At 68.3% G+C, this 17,985-nt stretch carries 19 protein-coding genes; 7 read left to right on the top strand and 12 right to left on the bottom strand.

Annotated elements, in window-relative coordinates:
• Nucleotides 1-208 precede the first annotated feature (208 nt).
• From G5B46_RS14605 to G5B46_RS14590, 4 genes are all read right to left on the bottom strand, one after another.
• Nucleotides 209-1,186: a beta-ketoacyl-ACP synthase III gene (locus G5B46_RS14605; RefSeq protein WP_165259735.1), complete on the bottom strand. Its 978-nt coding sequence runs from the start codon at nucleotides 1,184-1,186 to the stop codon at nucleotides 209-211.
• Nucleotides 1,183-2,265 carry a phosphate acyltransferase PlsX gene (plsX, locus tag G5B46_RS14600; protein ID WP_165259733.1) on the bottom strand — a complete coding sequence of 361 codons (1,083 nt, stop codon included), beginning with the start codon at nucleotides 2,263-2,265 and terminating at the stop codon, nucleotides 1,183-1,185. Before plsX ends, G5B46_RS14605 begins: the two co-directional genes overlap by 4 nt.
• A gap of 84 nt (nucleotides 2,266-2,349) precedes the next feature.
• Entirely contained in the window at nucleotides 2,350-2,889 is a 540-nt protein-coding gene (locus tag G5B46_RS14595; RefSeq protein ID WP_165259731.1) for a DUF177 domain-containing protein, read from the bottom strand.
• Nucleotides 2,874-3,404 (bottom strand): ubiquinol-cytochrome C chaperone family protein, encoded by a 531-nt coding sequence (locus tag G5B46_RS14590; RefSeq protein WP_165259729.1) that lies wholly within the window; start codon nucleotides 3,402-3,404, stop codon nucleotides 2,874-2,876. Before G5B46_RS14590 ends, G5B46_RS14595 begins: the two co-directional genes overlap by 16 nt.
• A 121-nt stretch (nucleotides 3,405-3,525) precedes the next feature.
• On the opposite strand from G5B46_RS14590, the gene G5B46_RS14585 reads away from it, so the two are divergent.
• From G5B46_RS14585 to G5B46_RS14575, 3 genes are all read left to right on the top strand, one after another.
• Nucleotides 3,526-4,014, top strand: a complete 489-nt coding sequence (locus G5B46_RS14585; protein WP_165259727.1) for an outer membrane protein assembly factor BamE — start codon at nucleotides 3,526-3,528, stop codon at nucleotides 4,012-4,014.
• A 181-nt stretch (nucleotides 4,015-4,195) separates the two neighbouring features.
• A complete protein-coding gene (locus G5B46_RS14580) occupies nucleotides 4,196-4,753 on the top strand; it encodes a response regulator (protein ID WP_165259725.1) in 558 nt (185 codons plus the stop codon).
• Nucleotides 4,754-4,766: 13 nt separating this feature from the next.
• The gene (locus G5B46_RS14575; protein WP_165259723.1) at nucleotides 4,767-5,498 is read left to right on the top strand and encodes a hypothetical protein; all 732 of its coding nucleotides are present in this window, start codon (nucleotides 4,767-4,769) and stop codon (nucleotides 5,496-5,498) included.
• 22 nt (nucleotides 5,499-5,520) lie between these two features.
• Here G5B46_RS14575 and G5B46_RS14570 read toward each other — a convergent pair whose 3' ends face one another.
• Nucleotides 5,521-7,656, bottom strand: coding sequence for a sodium-translocating pyrophosphatase (locus G5B46_RS14570; protein ID WP_165259721.1), 2,136 nt, complete (start codon nucleotides 7,654-7,656; stop codon nucleotides 5,521-5,523).
• Between the two features lie 216 nt (nucleotides 7,657-7,872).
• Nucleotides 7,873-8,397: a hypothetical protein gene (locus tag G5B46_RS14565; RefSeq protein ID WP_165259719.1), complete on the bottom strand. Its 525-nt coding sequence runs from the start codon at nucleotides 8,395-8,397 to the stop codon at nucleotides 7,873-7,875.
• 260 nt (nucleotides 8,398-8,657) lie between these two features.
• Here G5B46_RS14565 and G5B46_RS14560 point away from each other — a divergent pair, with 260 nt between their 5' ends.
• The 3 genes from G5B46_RS14560 to G5B46_RS14550 all read left to right on the top strand — a co-directional run bounded on the left by G5B46_RS14560 (nucleotide 8,658) and on the right by G5B46_RS14550 (nucleotide 11,842).
• On the top strand, nucleotides 8,658-9,587 hold the full coding sequence (locus G5B46_RS14560; protein ID WP_165259717.1) for a hydrogen peroxide-inducible genes activator: 930 nt from the start codon (nucleotides 8,658-8,660) through the stop codon (nucleotides 9,585-9,587).
• Nucleotides 9,588-9,692: 105 nt separating this feature from the next.
• The gene (locus tag G5B46_RS14555) at nucleotides 9,693-11,243 is read left to right on the top strand and encodes a catalase (RefSeq protein ID WP_165259715.1); all 1,551 of its coding nucleotides are present in this window, start codon (nucleotides 9,693-9,695) and stop codon (nucleotides 11,241-11,243) included.
• A gap of 68 nt (nucleotides 11,244-11,311) precedes the next feature.
• On the top strand, nucleotides 11,312-11,842 hold the full coding sequence (locus tag G5B46_RS14550; RefSeq protein ID WP_165259713.1) for an ankyrin repeat domain-containing protein: 531 nt from the start codon (nucleotides 11,312-11,314) through the stop codon (nucleotides 11,840-11,842).
• 95 nt (nucleotides 11,843-11,937) lie between these two features.
• On the opposite strand, the gene thiL is transcribed toward G5B46_RS14550, so the two are convergent.
• From thiL to glyA, 5 genes are all read right to left on the bottom strand, one after another.
• Complete coding sequence (thiL, locus tag G5B46_RS14545; RefSeq protein WP_165259711.1) at nucleotides 11,938-13,095, bottom strand: thiamine-phosphate kinase; 1,158 nt, start codon at nucleotides 13,093-13,095, stop codon at nucleotides 11,938-11,940.
• On the bottom strand, nucleotides 13,004-13,459 hold the full coding sequence (nusB, locus tag G5B46_RS14540) for a transcription antitermination factor NusB (RefSeq protein WP_101714274.1): 456 nt from the start codon (nucleotides 13,457-13,459) through the stop codon (nucleotides 13,004-13,006). Before nusB ends, thiL begins: the two co-directional genes overlap by 92 nt.
• Nucleotides 13,456-13,920 (bottom strand): 6,7-dimethyl-8-ribityllumazine synthase, encoded by a 465-nt coding sequence (locus G5B46_RS14535; RefSeq protein ID WP_165259709.1) that lies wholly within the window; start codon nucleotides 13,918-13,920, stop codon nucleotides 13,456-13,458. The genes nusB and G5B46_RS14535 overlap by 4 nt, the downstream gene beginning before the upstream one ends.
• A gap of 81 nt (nucleotides 13,921-14,001) precedes the next feature.
• The gene (gene nrdR / locus G5B46_RS14530) at nucleotides 14,002-14,475 is read right to left on the bottom strand and encodes a transcriptional regulator NrdR (RefSeq protein WP_101714276.1); all 474 of its coding nucleotides are present in this window, start codon (nucleotides 14,473-14,475) and stop codon (nucleotides 14,002-14,004) included.
• A gap of 32 nt (nucleotides 14,476-14,507) precedes the next feature.
• Complete coding sequence (glyA, locus tag G5B46_RS14525; RefSeq protein ID WP_165259707.1) at nucleotides 14,508-15,797, bottom strand: serine hydroxymethyltransferase; 1,290 nt, start codon at nucleotides 15,795-15,797, stop codon at nucleotides 14,508-14,510.
• A 204-nt stretch (nucleotides 15,798-16,001) separates the two neighbouring features.
• On the opposite strand from glyA, the gene G5B46_RS14520 reads away from it, so the two are divergent.
• Complete coding sequence (locus G5B46_RS14520) at nucleotides 16,002-16,445, top strand: MucR family transcriptional regulator (RefSeq protein ID WP_165259705.1); 444 nt, start codon at nucleotides 16,002-16,004, stop codon at nucleotides 16,443-16,445.
• A gap of 18 nt (nucleotides 16,446-16,463) precedes the next feature.
• Here the strand turns inward: G5B46_RS14520 and G5B46_RS14515 are convergent, their stop codons facing one another.
• Complete coding sequence (locus G5B46_RS14515; RefSeq protein WP_165259703.1) at nucleotides 16,464-17,942, bottom strand: PLAT/LH2 domain-containing protein; 1,479 nt, start codon at nucleotides 17,940-17,942, stop codon at nucleotides 16,464-16,466.
• Nucleotides 17,943-17,985: the final 43 nt, after the last annotated feature.

Below are 17,985 nucleotides of genomic sequence, written 5' to 3'. Positions count from 1 at the left end.
GCTTCACGCGCGGACTCAGCACAGTCCGCGCCAATCGGTCCGATCCTTGCGAAAACGGGCGCACGAAGCCCCGATCTCGCGCGACAAGACCTCGTCAACTTGAGACTGCATGCCGCGAATACCGCATGAAGTCAAAGGGTCAAGCCGGATACTTCATATGCTGAAGCAGGCCGTGCGCCAACCCAAGGTCAAGCTTGGTCCGTGACCATCAAAGGCGCAGGACGCAGGCGCCCCAGGTCAGGCCGCCACCCATGGCTTCCAGCAGCAGCAGGTCGCCCGGCTTGATCCGGCCGTCCGCGACCCCGTGGGCGAAGGCCAGGGGAATCGAGGCGGCCGAGGTGTTGGCGTGCAGCGCCACCGTCGAGATCACCTTTTCCTCGTCGATGCCGCAGCGATTGGCCACGCCCTGCAGGATGCGCTGGTTGGCCTGGTGCGGAATGAACCAGTCGACTTCCGGCACGGTCACGCCCGCCTTCTCGGCGGCGGCGTGGATGGCCTCGGAAATGTTGATCACCGCATGCTTGAAGACCTGGTTGCCCAGCATCCGCAGCTTGCCGACCGTGCCGGTGGTCGACGGTCCGCCGTCGACATAGAGCAGGTCCTGCTTGGTCCCGTCCGCGCGCAGGGCGAAGCCCAGCATGCCGCGATCAGCCGTGGTCCCCTCGCCTTCGCCCGGCTCCAGCACGACCGCGCCGGCGCCGTCGCCGAACAGCACGCAGGTGCCGCGGTCGGTCCAGTCCATCAGCCGGGTCATGGCCTCGGCGCCGATCACCAGCGCGCACTTGGCGTTGCCGCGGGCGATGAAGCCGTCGGCCACCGATAGGGCGTAGACGAAGCCCGAGCACACGGCCTGGACGTCGAACGCAATGCCCACGCCCGCGCCCAGCTTGCGCTGCACAATGGCGGCCGTGGCCGGGAAGGTCAGGTCGGGCGTAGTGGTGGCCACGATGATCAGGTCGACGTCGGCGGCGGTCTTGCCGGCGCGTTCCAGCGCCTGCTTGGCGGCCTCGACGGCGAGATCGGACACGGCCTGGTCGTCGGCGGCCTTGTGGCGCTGACGGATGCCGGTGCGCTCGATGATCCACTCATCGGACGTGTCGACGATCTTCGACAGGTCTTCGTTGGTGACGATCTGCGGCGGCAGGTAGGCCCCGACGCCGGTCACCACGCTGCGGACTACGCTCACTCGGCGGCTCCCTGGGTTTCGGCGCCCTCGGCGCCGTCGTCCTTGGCCGCTTGGTCTTTTTCCGCGGTCAGACGCTTCAGATTACGATCGATCTCGGCGGTGAAGTCGCTGCGAGCCAGGTCCACCGCCACGCGCACGGCCGAGGCGAAGCCGTTGGCGTCAGCGCCGCCATGGCTCTTGACCACGATGCCGTTGAGGCCGAGCAGCGGCCCGCCGTTCACCCGGCCCGGATCCAGGCGCTGCTTCATCTTCTTCAGCGAGCCCGAGGCGATCAGCGCGCCCAGCATGGCCAGCGGGCCGGCCGTCAGGGTCTGCTTGATCTCATTGCCGAAGAACCGGGCCAGGCCCTCGGCCGTCTTCAGCGCGACATTGCCGGTGAAGCCGTCGGTGACCACGACGTCCACGGTGCCGTAGGCGATGTCCGTGCCCTCGACGAACCCGCGGTAGTCGAAGTCGAAGTGCGGGCTGTCCTGCAGGATGCGGTGCGCCTCGCGCACTTCCTCATGGCCCTTCTGCTCTTCGGAGCCGACGTTCAGAAGGCCGACGGTCGGGCGGGTCGAGCCGTGCACCGCGTGGTGGAAGGCCGCGCCCATGATCGCGAACTCGACCAGCTGGTCGGCGTCGCTCTCGACATTGGCGCCGACGTCGAGCACCGCCGAGATCCCCTTCATGGTCGGCCACGAGGCGACGATGGCGGGGCGCTCCAAGTCGGCGCTCATGCGCAGGATCAGCTTGGAGATCGCCATCAGCGCGCCGGTGTTGCCGGCCGAGACGCAGGCGGCGGCCTCGCCCGCGCGGATGGCCTCGACGGCGTTCCACAGGCTGGAGCCCTTGCCCCGGCGCATGGCCTGGGCGGGCTTTTCGTCCATGGCGATGGACTTGTCGGTGTGAACGACGGTGCACACCGCCCGCGCGGCCGGCGCGCGCGCCAGCTCGGCGTTCAGCGCGACCTCGTCGCCATGCACCAGGAAGCGCACGTCGGGCAGGCTCTTGGCCGCGATCTCCAGCGCCGGCACGACCACGGACGGACCGTGATCTCCGCCCATGGCGTCGATCGAGATGACTACTGGCTTGGGCACGAGGCGCTATCGACTCCTTAGACGGTCGCGACGCGGCCGATGATTCCCCGGCGTGATATCACGCCGGAAGGCGTATGGGCCAACTCAGCCCTCGTCGCCCTTCGTTTTCAGCCCCTTCAGGGCCGCGAACGGAGAAAGCTCAACAGGCTCGGGCGGTTGCACGAAAACGGCGCCCGGCTTGCGGGGGAACGGGTCCAGCTCCAGCGCCAGGTGTTCGATGACGTAGCCGGAGACGTCGATCGTCTCGCCTTCCAGCACGTCGGGCGGATCGTCGCCGTCGGGATCCAGGCCCAGCTCGCCGCCCTCGTCCTGCGGGGCGTGCTCGCTATCGGCCGGCAGGACCCGCAGGCTGAAGCGGGCGTCGATCGGCGTCTCGAAATCGTCGCTGGTGACGCCGCAGGTCTGCACGACGCGGGCGCGCAGCACGCCCGAGACCTCCGCCCCGTCCATCCACGAGCGCAGATAGACGTCGGCCTTGAGATCATGCAGCGAAACGAGACCCAGCTGCTTGGCGATGGCCTTCAGCACGGTTTCGTCGGGGGCCAGCTTCAGGTCCACCCCGCCGCGGTCGACGCGAGCCAGGGTGACGGTGCTGGGCCAGGGATCGCTCAGACGTTCGGCCATTGCACCTCTCCATTAAGCAGCGCGTCCAGCGACTGGCCCGCCAGAGCTTCACGCGCGGACCGCACATAGGCGCTAACGGCCGCTACGTCACCCTCGCCGCGCTCTTCGAAGATGGTCCGGGCGAGCGCAGCGTCGAGTTCGGAGGAATCGGGCAAGGCCGCGAACGCCTCGTCATAGGTCTTCAGGCGGCCGTAGAAGGCGCCCGCCAGCTTCTTCATCTTCTTGCCGACGGCCGTGTCGGACACCCCGATCTGGCGGAAGGCGTCATCGAGGCCCCGCACGTAGGAATCGAAGACCGACTGCGAGGTCTCCTGCGCCGCGTCGCCCTGCCCTTTCAGGCGCTCGATCACCAGCACCACGTGCAGGGTGAAGAGCTCGAACCGCCCCTCCATCGAGTCGCGAACGCCCAGTTCGGCGTAGAATCGCGCGGATCGGGCCTGGGCGACCGCCGAGGCATAGAGTTTTTCCCCCGCCAGCTTCGCGGGCCTGGGCTTAAGTAGCCGTTCCAGAAACATTCCACGCCTCTATTTCGCCGCGAGCCGCCTCTAGATGGCCTGAGCATCCACGCGGGCCATTGAACTAAGCCCGCGCGAGCGATAGGTCAAAGTCCAGCCTTCTTCCGGTTCCGGAGCCTCAATGTCTCGCCCCGCCGTTTTCGCCGCCGCCGTCATCGGCCTCGCCGCCGTCGCCGGAGGCTGCACGCCGCTGACGAGCTATTCCGGCTTCCAGGCCATCGAGGCCAAGCCGGTCGACATGAAGGTCGGCGAGGACAGCAAGTCCACCGTCCGTGAAAAGCTGGGCTCGCCGTCGGCGGTGTCCACCTTCGACAACAACGCCTGGTACTACATCTCGCAGACCACCGACCGCGTGGCCTTCTACAAGCCCCGCGTGATCAAGCGCGACGTGGTGGCCATCAAGTTCGACGCCGCCGACGAAAAGGTCGCCTCGGTCGACACCTTCACCCTGAAGGACGGCAAGGTCATCGCCTACAACGGCCGCGAGACCCCGACCCGCGGTCGCGAAATGACCGTGCTGGAGCAACTGCTCGGCACCGTCGGTCGCGGCGGCATGCTGCCCCAGGACGACGAAGGCGTGCCCGGCACCCGTCCCGGCGACCGTCGCTAGGCTGGGCGCTAAGTCGGTTAACCGACACTTCAACCTTACCGAAGCTTGACTATAAGCGTGTGATTTCCTGCGGCTTTTTGTCGCCGTATCAACGTTTCCTCAAGCACGTCCGTCACAACCTTTCCGTCTGGTCGACGCTCGGGCCCCAACCCTGGCGTCGATTGCTCTGGGGGAGAAGGTCGTGAGCGCGGTAGATCTGCGTGCGTTGACGATGCTCATCGTCGACGACAACGCCAACATGCGCGGCATCCTGGCCGCGATCCTGAAGTCAGCGGGGGTGCGGCGCATCCTCGAGGCCGGCGACGGCGTCGAGGGGCTGAAGCTGTTTTCCGAACGCGAGATCGACATCGTGTTCACCGACCTGATGATGCAGCCGGTGGACGGCCTGTCGTTCGTGCACTGGATCCGCAACTCGCAGGCCAGCCCGAACCCGTACGCGCCGATCATCATGATGACCGGCCACGCCACCCGCCGCACGCTCGACGAGGCCCGAATGGCCGGGGTGACCGAGTTCCTGGCCAAGCCGCTGACGGCGCGCGGGGTGATGCACCGCATCAACGAGGTCATCAACAACCCGCGCGACTTCGTCCGCACCCAGGCCTATTTCGGCCCCTGCCGCCGCCGGCGCATCGATCACGACTTCGTCGGCGACGAGCGACGCGGCGCCCAGCCCGCCCCGACGGCGCTTGGCGGCGAGTCGGAAGCCGCCTACGACTTCGATCCGGAAGAGGTCTACTGAAAGAGCGAGCCGCTTGCTGATCCTGCCCGCCCTGCCCCCGATCAGCTGGCTGGAAATGCGCCGTCTCCAGCGCTGGTCGCACAGGGGCGGAACCGTGGATCCCAAGGTGCTCGAAGCGCTGGCCGCGATCGCGCCCGATCCGAGCTTCGAGCGGGTGAGCGACTGGCGATGGGTCGCTCCCTCCGTGGGCGGCATCCGGCCGATGGTCGAGGTCAAGGCCTTCAAGGGCGCGACCCGCTCGGCCGCCTGGGGCGTCGCGATCGACTTCGTACCGGTCATGGGCGACGCCAAGCTCTCCTGGAAACGCTCGGCCCAGAAGGCCAGGCTGGACCTGCATCTCGGGCCGCGGCCCAGCACGGGCACGCCCCTGCCCGACTGGTGCGCCTTCCGGGACTGGGACGGGCCGGGCCGCGCGGCCAGGATCGCCCGCAAGGTCCGCAAGCTGGCCGCCGAGGAACTCGCGCCCGTCACCTCGATCGAGGCGATCGTGGCGATCTTCGAGACACGCGGGCCGCCCATCGGGTCGCCGCCGCGCTCGGGCTACACACAGAGGGACCTGGCCTGGGGGCTGTGCCTCGACGCGCTCGGTCGCGAAGCCGAGGCCTCCACGCTCCTGGCGCGCTTCTGCCAGCTGGTCGAGCTGGACCCGGGCGACAGGGTCCTGGCCAAGGCCAGGGAGCTGGCGCGCGCGTACGGCGCGGCGGAAAAGGAAAGCGCCCCGGAGCCGGAGCCCCGAGGCGCTTGAGATCAGGGCCGAGACGGCCGGATCAGCCGTGGGCCAGCACCGCCAGAAGCAGCAGGGCCACGATGTTGGTGATCTTGATCATCGGGTTCACGGCGGGACCCGAGGTGTCCTTGTAGGGATCGCCGACGGTGTCGCCGGTGACGGCGGCCTTGTGGGTGTCGCCGCCCTTCTTGTGCAGGACGCCGTCCTTGTCGGTGAAGCCTTCCTCGATCACCTTCTTGGCGTTGTCCCAGGCGCCGCCGCCGCTGGTCATCGAGATGGCGACGAACAGGCCGGTGACGATCACCCCCATCAGCATGGCGCCCAGGCAGGCGAAGGCGTCGACCTTGCCGGCGATGGCGTTGATGACGAAGAACAGCACCACCGGCGACACCACCGGCAGCAGGGACGGCACGATCATCTCGCGGATGGCCGCCTTGGTCAGGATGTCGACCGCCTTGCCGTATTCGGGCTTGGTCTCGTAGGTCATGATGCCGGGGTTGTCGCGGAACTGGCGACGGACCTCGGCCACCACCGACTCGGCCGCGCGGCCGACGGCGGTCATGGAAAGACCCCCGAACAGGAACGGCAGCAGGCCGCCAAACAGCAGGCCGACCACGACATAGGGGTTGGACAGGTCGAAGCTGACCGCCCCCATGCCGTCGAAGAAGCTGCCGGGCGCGGCGTTCTCGGAGAAGAACTTCAGGTCCTCGGTATAGGCCGCGAACAGCACCAGGGCCCCCAGGCCCGCCGAACCGATGGCGTAGCCCTTGGTGACGGCCTTGGTGGTGTTGCCGACCGCGTCCAGGGCGTCGGTGGTGACGCGGACTTCCGGCGGCAGGCCGGCCATCTCGGCGATGCCGCCGGCGTTGTCGGTGACGGGGCCGAAGGCGTCCAGGGCGACGATGAAGCCGGCCAGCGACAGCATGGTGGTGGTGGCGATGGCGATGCCGAACAGGCCCGCCAGGTTATAGGTCACCACGATGCCGACGATGATCGTCAACGCCGGCAGAGCCGTGGACTCCAGCGACATGGCCAGCCCCTGGATGACATTGGTGCCGTGGCCGGACACGCTGGCCTGGGCCACCGACTTCACCGGCCGGAAGCCCGTGCCGGTGTAGTACTCGGTGATCACCACGATCAGCGCCGTGACCACCAGGCCCGCCAGGCCGCAGTAGAACAGGTTGTTGGCGGTGAACAGGCGGCCGTCGAGCTCGATGGCGTCCGGCACCAGCTGGTGAATCACCCACCAGACGGCCGGCACCGACAGCACGCCGGTGACGATCAGGCCCTGATAGAGCGCGCCCATGATGTTGTTGTTCTTGCCCAGGCGGACGAAGAACGCGCCGATGATCGAGGTGGCGATGCAGACGGCGCAGATGGCCAGCGGCAGCAGCATCATCGAGCCGACGACGTCGGTGCCGGTGAAGAAGATCGCCGCCAGCACCATGGTGGCCACCGTGGTCACCGCGTAGGTCTCGAACAGGTCGGCGGCCATGCCGGCGCAGTCGCCGACGTTGTCGCCCACGTTGTCGGCGATGGTCGCGGCGTTGCGGGGGTCGTCCTCGGGGATGCCCGCCTCGACCTTGCCGACGAGATCGCCGCCCACGTCGGCGCCCTTGGTGAAGATGCCGCCGCCCAGACGGGCGAAGATCGAGATCAAGGACGCGCCGAAGCCCAGGGCCACCAGCGAGTCGATGACCACCCGATCGGTGCTCTCATGGCCCGCGCCGAGCAGCAGGGCGTAATAGCCGGCCACGCCCAGCAGGGCGAAGCCCGCCACCAGCATGCCGGTGACCGCGCCCGAGGTGAAGGCCATCGACAGGCCCTTGCCCAGCCCTTCGGACGAGGCCTGGGCGGTGCGGACGTTGGCGCGGACCGAGATCAGCATGCCGGCGAAGCCCGCCAGGCCAGACAGGATCGCGCCCAGCGCGAAGCCGACGGGCTGCTCCCAGCCCTTGAAGAAGAACGCCAGGACCGCGACGACCACGACGCCGACGATGGCGATGGTGGTGTACTGACGGTTCAGATAGGCCTGGGCGCCTTCCTGGATGGCCGCGGCGATCTCCTGCATCTTCGCATCGCCCGGCGAGGCCTTCAAAAGCCTGGCGGTCTGAACCGCGCCATACAGCACCGCCAGAAGCCCGGCGCCGATGGCTACGTAAAGCCAAGAACTCATGGGTGTTGTGCCCCTTCGTGTTTCAAATCACGAGGGGTCGCGGTTCCCAGCCATGGAGGATCGACGAGCGCCCCAGGCCAGGAGCGGCGGGCGGGCCTTAGGGCCTCATTCCCCCTCGAAGCTCCCTGATCTGGCCCCGACATCGGCGCCAGGGGGAAACACTGACATCCACAAGCCTAGCGCGCAACCGCTTGCGAGAACGGCGTTCGCGAAGCCTCAGGGAATGATCGGCGCCGAATCGACGGGCGGCGGCGGCGGCTTGGCGGCCACCTTGGGCGCGGGCTTCGGCGGCGGCACGAAGTTGCGCGGCGTCTGCTTGCCGACGGTCACCGCGGCGACCTTGCCCTTGCCGACCAGGGCGATCGCCTCGCGCATGACGATGGCCTTCACCTTGCCCTCGTCGAGCAGCACGTAGCTGCCGGGCTTGTTGAGCGGCTGCTTATGGGCCGCACGCACCAGGGCGTCGCGCAGCAGCGGCTCCTTGCCGGCGAAGGCGGTCACGTCCCCGGCCGGCGGCAGGGTCAGCGAAAGCTCGACGAAGATGTAGTTGATCAGCCGACCCTCGGCGACGATCGGCAGGGCCATCGAGCCCAGCTTGATCACCGGATCTTCCTTTTCCTTCTCGCCCTCTCCGCCTTCCTTCTTCTTCTCCTTGCCGGAGGCGAAGGCGGGCGCGGCGCACAGCGCCAGCGGCGCGGCGAACGCCAGGACGGCGCGGCGGGACAAGGCGGAACGGGTCATGCCCGAGCCATTAACCGAGAAGCCTTGAGGTTTCGCTACCGGGCAAAGCCCCCAGGGCCAGGCTCGGCTTATCGAGCCTCTCGATCTGGGAAATGAAAACTATCAATTCGCCTTGCCGACGGGACTGCCCGAGTTTGGGCGCCTTCGGAGCCCTTCATGACACCCCGTTCCAAAGGCGGACCGCCGCCCGCCCGTTTCCCCGCGCCGCTCGTTCGGCGTCTGCGTCGTATGGCGCGCGCCCGCGCGCCCGGGACCGGCGCATGATCCTGCCAACCCTGCGGCAGTTGCAGTACCTGGTCAGCCTTCACGAGCACATGCACTTCAGCCGCGCGGCCGAAGCCTGCCACGTGACCCAGTCCACGCTCTCGGCCGGACTGAAGGAGCTGGAGGCCATCCTCGGCGCCCGGCTGGTCGAGCGCACCCGGCGCGTGACGATCTTCACGCCCCTGGGCGTGCGCGCCGCGGCCAGGGCCAAGGACATGCTGCGCCAGGCGCGCGACATCACCGACCTGGCCCGCGTCGCCGCAGCGCCGCTGAGCGGGACGCTGCGGCTGTCGGTCATTCCCACCATCGCCCCCTTCCTGCTGCCGCGCCTGCTGCCGGCGCTGAAGGCGGCCTGTCCCGACCTGCGGGTGGTGCTGCACGAGGAGATGAGCCACTGGGCGTGCGAGGGGCTGGCGCGCGGGGCCCGCGACTGCCTGGTCCTGGCCCTGCCCTTTCCGTGCGACGGGCTCGACCACGTGGCGCTGTTCGAAGACGAGATCCTGGTGGCGCTGCACGCCGACGATCCGCTGGCCGCGCAGCCGGCGATCGCCCCCGGCGACCTGCCGGCCGATCGCCTGCTGCTGCTGGACGACGGCCACTGCCTGCGCGACCACGTCCTGGGCGCTTGCGAGCGCCGCGACCTCGAGCGCGGCCCCGGGCGCGGCGCGGCGGTCCATACCCTGGTGCAACTGGTCGGCGCGGGGATGGGCGTCAGCCTGATCCCAGCCATGGCGGTCGAAGCCGACGTCGCGGCCGGAACGCCGATCGTCACCCGCTCGCTCGACACGCCCAAGGCCCACCGCACGGTCGCCCTGGCGTGGCGTCGCAACACCCCCAGGGCCGAGGAGTTCGCCCTGCTGGCCCAGCATATCCGCCAGAGCCTGGCCGGCGCTGCTCAGGAAGCGCCGGCGCGGGTTTCGGCCTGATCGGCGCAGTCGATCAGGCGGCGCAATTCTATTCGTTTCTGTCGGCTCGGCCGGCTCCCTACTGAAGAGGACGCATCGCAAGAGACGAGCTGATCAGGAGACCCGATGACGTCCCGCGCTTCCACCGCCATCCTCGCCGCCCTGGCCCTGGCCGCCGCCGGCCAGGCCGCCGCCCAGACCCCCAGGCAGACGCAGGACAGCGGCGCCCCCGTCGGCGACAACCAGAACTCCAAGACCGCCGGCGAATGGGGCGGGGTGATGCTGGAGGACTTCCACCTCATCGAGAAGCTGGCCCGCTTCGACCGCGAGCGCATTCCCGAACGCGTGGTGCACGCCCGCGGCACGGGCGCGGAGGGCGAGTTCGTCTCCAACGGCGAGCTCGACAAGTTCACCAAGGCCGCCCTGTTCAAGGCCGGCGTGAAGACCCCCGTGTTCGTGCGCTTCTCGACCGTGATCCACCCGCTGGGCTCGCCCGAGTACCTGCGCGACCCGCACGGCTTCGCCACCAAGTTCTATTCGACCGAAGGCAACTGGGACCTGGTGGGCAACAACCTGCCGGTGTTCTTCATCCGCGACGCGATGAAGTTCCCCGACATGGTGCACTCGCTGAAGCCCTCGCCGGTGACCAACAAGCAAGACCCGACGCGGCTGTTCGACTTCTTCAGCCACCACCCCGAAAGCACCCACATGATCACCCAGCTCTTCACGGACCTGGGCACGCCGCAGAGCTATCGGACCATGGACGGCAACGGCGTGCACGCGCTGAAGCTGGTCGACGAGGACGGCAAGGTGGTGTTCGCCAAGTTCCACTGGAAGAGCTTGCAGGGGATCAGGAACTACACCCCGGACGAGGCCCAGAAGGCCGGCTTCAACTACCTGACCGACGACCTCTACGCGACGATCGGCAAGGGCCAGGCGGCCAAGTGGGACCTCTACGTCAAGATCCTGCGGCCCGAAGACATCGCCAAGCTGGGCTACAACCCCTTCGACGCCACCAAGGACTGGTACGACATGCCGGAGATCAAGGTCGGCACGATGACCTTGAACAAGATGCCGGAGAACTTCTTCCAGTCGACCGAGATGAGCGCCTTCTCGCCGGGCGTCATGGTTCCGGGCATCGAGCCCTCGCCCGACCGCCTGCTGCAGGGCCGCCTCTTCAGCTACGCCGACACCCAGCGTCACCGCCTGGGTCCGAACTACCAGCAGCTGGCGATCAACGCGCCCAAGGTCGCGGTCGCCAACGGCGCCCAGGACGGGGCGATGAACACCGTGCCGCGCGTCGGCGACGTCAACTACCAGCCCTCGCGCCGCACCGACGCGGGCGTCTACGCCGATACGGCCGCCTACAAGCTGAGCCCCTACGAGGTCTCGGCCACGATCCAGCAGAAGGCGATCTCAAAGCAAGAGCCGTTCATCCAGGCGGGCCTGTTCTGGAAACGCCTGCCGGAAGACCAGAAGGCGGCCCTGATCCGCAACCTGTCGGGCGACCTCAACGGCGTCACCGTGCCCGAGATCAAGGAGATCATGGTCAGCCACTTCTATGCGGCCGATCCCGAGTACGGGACCCGGCTGGCGGCGGCGACCAAGGTCGATCTGACGGCCGTGAAGGCCCGCGCGGCCAAGGCCCTCGAAGCCGTCAAGCTGGCCGCCAACTAGCCCTCCTCGCCTCTCTCGCGCGGGCCTGCTCCAGCGGGCCCGCGTTTTTCTTGTTCCAGAAAGCCCCCATGCTGATCACCCTGTTCGCGCTGGCCCTGCAGAGCGCCGCGCCCGCCTCCGCGCCCGATCCCCGCGCCAGCTTCTTCGCCGCCGCCCGCGAGGGCCGGGCCGACCTCGTCGCCGCCCTGCTCGACGCCGGCGCGCCGGTCGACGCCCGCGACGACCGCGGCTACACCGCCCTGACGCTGGCCGCCTACAACGGCAAGACCGATCTGGTGGCTCTGCTGATCGCCCGCGGCGCCGACGCCTGCGCCATGGACCCGCGTGGCAACACCGCCCTGATGGGCGCGGCCTTCAAGGGCGACGACGCCATGGCGCGCCTGCTGCTGGACAAGGCCCCCTGCCCGGTCGACCAGGGCAACGCCCAGGGCCAGACGGCGCTGATGATGGCCAGCCTGTTCGGCCGCGAGGCCCAGGTTCGGATGCTGGTGGCCAAGGGCGCCGCGACGGGCCTCAAGGACGCGTCTGGAAACACCGCCCTGAGCCTGGCCGAGCGTCAGGGCGCGACGGGCGTCATGGCGGCGCTGGGCGGCCGCTGACGCAGCAGGCCCGTCTTCCAGCCACTCCCAAGTCCGTCATTCCCCGCGAAAGCGGGGATGCACGGAGAAAAAGCGCTTCAGTCTTGTGCTCGGCCTTAGCCGTGCAGCCAGCCTAGCCGCTGAGGCGTGATGTCCTTGCCCTTGAAGAGGGCCGCAACGCCTTCGCCCTCGACGAACTCGCCGATGTCGCGCACCGGCAGGCCGGCGGCGAAGGCGGCGGCCTGGAAGGCGGCGACGTCGGCGGCCGGAACGGCGCAGACGACCTCGTAGTCGTCGCCGCCCGAAGCCAGCGACATGCGCGCCTCGCCACGCTCGGGCTGGGCCTCCAGCCACTTGCGCGCGCCGGTCGACAGCGGCAGGCGGTCGAGGTCGACCTTGACCTGCAGGCCGCTGGCCTTGGCGATGTGGCCGGCGTCGGCCAGCAGGCCGTCGGAGACGTCGGCCGCGGCGTGGGCGAACTGGCGCAGGGCCTCACGCAGCGCCAGGCGCGGCGCGGGCGTGCGGTAGCGGCGAACCAGGCCGCCGTCGGGATCCTCGACCTCGCCCCAGTGAGCCAGCAGGCCAAGCCACCCGTCGCCGATGCTGCCGGAGACCATCAGCCGGTCGCCCGCCTTGGCGCCGCGACGCAGGACGGCCGCGCCTTGCGGAACCCAGCCCAGCAGGGTCGCCGAAACGACCATCGCGCCCGAGGTGGTGACGGTGTCGCCGCCAAGCAGATTGACGCCGAAGGTCTGGCCGTCCTCGGCCAGGCCGCGAGCGAAGGTCTCGCGATCCTCGACCGTCGTGCCCGAGGGCCAGCCGACAGCCAGGAAGTAGCCGTAGGGCTCGGCGCCCTTGGCGGCAAGGTCGGAAAGATTGGTGCGCAGCAGCCGGCGGGCGACGATGTCGAGATCCTCGCCGGCCAGGAAATGCACGCCCGCGACCATGGCGTCCTTGGTGATCACCAGGTCGTAGCCCGGACGCGAAGGCAGCACCGCCGCGTCGTCCAGCAGGTCGAGCGCGGCCGGATCGCCGTTGGTCAGCGGACGAAGGTGCGTCGCGATCAGCTCGAACTCGTCCGGCCCCGACGGCGCGGCCGCCGGAGGGACGTCGTCGAACCACGATTCGTCGTCCTCCGCCGCCGGCGCGGCGGCCGGGGCGGGATCGTCGAACCAGTCGTCGTCAGACTCGGGCGTCACGCGCGATGGCGTCCAGGGCGCCGTTGATGAAGCCGGCTTCCGGCCCCTCGAAGAACGACTTGGCGATCTCGACATACTCGTCGATCACCACCTCGGTCGGAACGTCCGGGCGGTTCATCAGCTCGTAGGCGCCGGCGCGCAGCACGGCGCGGGCCGTGGCGTCCAGGCGCTCAAGCTTCCAGCCCGAGGCCAGGCGGCGCACGATGGCCGGGTCGATGATCGCCTGCTTGGACACGACGCCCTTCACCAGATCGGCGAAGAAGGTCTCGTCGGCCTGGGCCAGCTGGGCGCCTTCGGTGTCCTCGACGGCGCGATCGAAGCGGTGCTCGGAAAACTCGCGCACGACGGCGTCGACGCCGGCGCCGGAGACTTCCATCTGGTAGAGGGCCTGAACAGCCGCCAGACGCGAAACGGAACGGGGCTGGATGCGCTTGCTCATCGCGCTTGTCCCGACAGCTGACGCTTCAATCCAACGATCTCCAGGCATTCCCGAGCGGCTTGGCCACCGCGGTCGCCCTGGGAGAGGCGCGCGCGATTCCAGGCCTGATCCTCGTCATCAACCGTCAACACGCCGTAACCAATGGCCAACCTTTTTCCGACCGCGAGGTCCTGAAGGCCGCGAGCGGTCTCGTTGCTGACGATCTCGAAGTGGTAGGTCTCGCCGCGGATCACCGCGCCCAGCGCGATATAGCCGTCGAAGCGGACGCCCGACGGGCCCTTGCCGGCCTCCTCGGCGATGGCGATGGCGGCCGGGATCTGCAGGGCGTCGGAGACGGTGACGACCTCGTACTCGGCGCCCTGCGCCTCGATCGCCTGCACGGCGCCGGCCAGCAGAGCGTCGGAAAGGCCCGAATAACGGCGCCCCTCGACGATCAGCAGACGAATCTTGTCTTCCACCATATGCCTCTGAACTCCTGGGCGGACGGGAGGCCTCGATGGGCCGTCACACGCCGACCCGAAAAATCGAATCGTAGAATGCGCCTATAGCTCGTCTTCGGCGACGTCGCTCAAGCCTTCTTCGCCCAAAAACTTCGCGAAATCACTGGTCTCCCGGAAATCGCGATAAACCGAGGCGTAGCGGACATAGGCCACGTCATCGAGCGACTTGAGAGCCTTCATCACCATTTCGCCCACGACCGACGACTGAAGCTCGGTCTCGCCCTGGCTTTCCAGCTGGCGGACGATGCCGTTGACCATCCGCTCGACCCGCTCGCCCTCGATCGGGCGCTTGCGAGTGGCCAGCGAGATCGAGCGCATCAGCTTGTCGCGGTCGAACGGCGAGCGACGTCCCGAGCGCTTGACGATGATCAATTCGCGCAGCTGGACGCGCTCGAAGGTCGTGAACCGGCCGCCGCACTCCGGGCAGAGGCGACGACGGCGGATGGCCGCGCCGTCTTCCGACGGGCGGCTGTCCTTAACCTGACTTTCGGCGTGGCCGCAGAATGGGCAGCGCATGATCTTGGGCCCTCCCCTGCGGCCTTAGGCCATTAGTTGTAGATCGGGAACCGGGCCGTCAAGGCCAGGACTTCCTCGCGCACCTTGGCCTCGACCGCGGCGTTGCCTTCCGGACCGTTGGCGGCCAGGCCGTTGACGACCTCGCCGATCAGCTCGCCCACGCGGGTGAACTCGGCGGCCTTGAAGCCGCGGGTGGTGCCGGCCGGCGTGCCCAGGCGAATGCCCGAGGTGATCGTGAACGGCGCGGTGTCGAAAGGCACGCCGTTCTTGTTGCAGGTCATGTGGGCGCGCTCGAGGCTGTGCTCGGCGTCACGGCCGGTCACGCCCTTGGGACGCAGGTCGACCAGCATCAGGTGGCTGTCGGTGCCGCCCGAGACGATGTTGACGCCCGACTTCTGCAGCGCTTCGGCCAGAGCCTTGGCGTTGGCGATGATCTGCGCGGCGTATTCCTTGAAGGCCGGCTGCAGGGCTTCACCGAAGGCCACGGCCTTGGCGGCGATGACGTGCTCGAGCGGGCCGCCCTGCAGGCCGGGGAACACGGCCGAGTTGACCTTCTTGATGATGGCTTCGTCGTTGGTCAGCACCATGCCGCCGCGCGGACCGCGCAGGGTCTTGTGGGTGGTGGTGGTGACGACGTGGGCGTGCGGGACCGGGTTCGGGAACACGCCGCCGGCCACCAGGCCCGCGAAGTGGGCCATGTCGACCATCAGATAGGCGCCGACGCTGTCGGCGATCTCGCGGAAGCGGGCGAAGTCGATCTCGCGGCTGTAAGCCGAACCGCCGGCGATGATCAGCTTGGGCTTCTCGCGCTGGGCCACCTCGGCGACGTTGTCGTAGTCGATCAGCTGGTCCTGCTGGCGCACGGTGTAGGACACCGGCTTGAACCACTTGCCCGACTGGTTGGCGGGCGAGCCATGGGTCAGGTGGCCGCCGGCGGCCAGGTCCATGCCCATGAAGGTGTCGCCCGGCTGCAGCAGCGACATGAACACCGACTGATTGGCTTGCGAGCCCGAGTGCGGCTGGACGTTGGCGAAGGCAGCGCCGAACAGCTGCTTGGCGCGGTCGATGGCGATGGTCTCGATCTCGTCGACCCATTCGCAGCCGCCGTAGTAGCGCTTGCCCGGATAGCCCTCGGCGTACTTGTTGGTCAGGATCGAGCCCTGAGCCTCCAGCACCGCCTTCGAGACGATGTTCTCCGAGGCGATCAGCTCGATCTGGTTCTGCTGACGACCCAGCTCCCGACCAATGCGATCGAAGATGTCGCGGTCGGCGGTCGCGAGATCGGCGCCGAAGAACTTGGTCAGGTCGGTGGAGGTCGTCATCGGCAGCTCCTTGGGGCGGGCGGCTGGGCTTTGGGCGGCGCGCTCCCGACAGCGGGAGTCGACGGCGCTCTCTTTAGCGTCCTTCGCGGCGCGATCAATGACGGAACCGCGACGGTAACCATGCGTTGGTCACGAACCTCGGCGGGGTGTTGCCGCCGCGCCGAGCGTTTTTGAGTGCAAACGAACAGAACGGGCGGGATGCGTATGGCGGTTTCACACGGCGAAACGGGGTCGGACGCTTCGGACGACACCGACCTGCTGGCGCTGAGCGCGAGCATCGTCGCGGCCTATGTCGGACAGAACAAGATTTCCCAGACCGCGGTCCCCGACCTGATCCGCACCGTGCACGGCGCCCTGCTTGGCCTGAACGGCGAACCGGCCCCGGCCAAGGCGGTCGAGAAGCAGAAGCCCGCCGTCCCCGTCTCCCGCTCGGTGCAGCACGACTACATCGTCTGTCTGGAAGACGGCAAGAAGCTGAAGATGCTCAAGCGCTACCTGCGCTCGCACTACGACATGAGCCCCGAGGACTATCGCCGCAAATGGGGCCTGCCGTCGGACTATCCGATGGTCGCCCCGGCCTATGCCGCGCGCCGCTCGGACTTCGCCAAGCAGATCGGCCTGGGCAAGGGCGTGCGGCGGCGGGCCTAGTCGCCCGCCGCGCCGTCCTCAGGCGAGGACCGGAACGCCCTGCTGCCCCGGCAGCTGAATGAACGGGGTGTTGAACCGATCGTAGTCGTAGGTGCGGCTGAACATCGGCGGCGAGATCGACAGGAAGTAGTCGACTATGGCGTCCGTCAGCGAACCCAGCGTCTCATGGCCGTACTCGACGAAATCGAGGGTCATGATGTTGGGCCGCAGGACCGGCGCCGGCGCGCCCGACAGCACCGACGGATCGACCTGCCTGGGCACACCCATCTTCACCCAGTTCATGAACATCGCGATGTTGCGGCCGTTGTTGCGATAGGCGTTGTCGCGCCCGCGGTCGTCGAGTTCGCCGTGCAGCACCTGCATCTGGGCCTGGGTGACGAAGAACGCCGGGGAGCGCGACGCCCAGTCGACCAGATTGGCCTCGTGATAAGGCTGCCAGGTCCTGGCGAACGAGGCCTGGTCGTCGTCGCCGCCGCTCGCGCCGATATCGTCCTCCCACCAGGGATCGAGCAGGCTCACATACCCCACCGAGCGCTGCTCCTGGGCCACGCGGTAGGGCCACAGACCATACCAGCTGGCGTCGTAGGGCGCCGCGGCGCCGAGGTCGTCGCCGTAGAACACGATCACCCGCCCGGCGCCGTTGCGGATGTTGTTGAGGGTCAGGTTCTCGACCGGCCCCTGCGGGATCAGCGGGAAGTAGGCCGCGATCAGCTGGCGGAAATCGTCGTGCTCCTCCGCGTCGAACAGCGAGAAGGTCTGGAATTTGAGGATGATCACTTCATTCGGGTTGTGCGCCAGGAAGTCCCGGATGTCGTTGAAGATCGACCCGTCGCCCGGATTGACCGCGAACTTCGTCGTCTGGCCGTAGTTCACCAGCACGTTGTCCGACCCGAGGGTGTGCTGAACGTAGAACTTGCCGCCATAGGCGCGCGGGCGCAGGTCGAAGAAGCGGACCCCCAGTCCCAACTGCTCCAGGATCGTCGCGTCCTGGGCCATCGCCCCCTTGCCCATGCCGTAGGTGCCGGAGTCGTGCGTGCCGGCCATCGGCAGCTGGTGAAGCGGCACCTCGCCGAATTCGTTGCGGCTGCTGATCGTGCCGAAGTGGTCGTGCAGGTCGCCCATCCAGCGGCTGTGATTGCGCAGGCGCGCCGACGCGTGCAGCGAGCCGTCGCGCTCGTCGGTGGCCAGCCAGCGCTGGAAATCGGCCCGCCACCACTTGCCGCCGGGGGCGAAGACCCGGACGTAGCAGACGAACCAGCCGGACGCCGCGCCGGCGTCGTCGTGCGACAGCTCGATCGCGACGGGCGCGCCCGGATTCTGGAAGGGCCCGGCATCGAAGGTCAGGACGTCCAGCGCGCCGCTGTCGAGATAGCCGGCCGCGCCATCGGCATGGAGCACGGTGCGGTCGCCGCTGCTCCAGACGACGGTTATCGTCGCCTTGGCGCTGGTGCCGGCGTCGGCGCTGTCCGCGGTCTTGATCTCGAGCTTGTAGGTCATGGGGCGCCCCTGGGCATGGTGATTACCGGCCCGGAGCGTACAC

The organism is Caulobacter sp. 602-2, from assembly GCF_011043625.1.
Lineage (GTDB): Bacteria > Pseudomonadota > Alphaproteobacteria > Caulobacterales > Caulobacteraceae > Caulobacter.
This window is presented reverse-complemented; position numbering and strand designations above follow the sequence as displayed.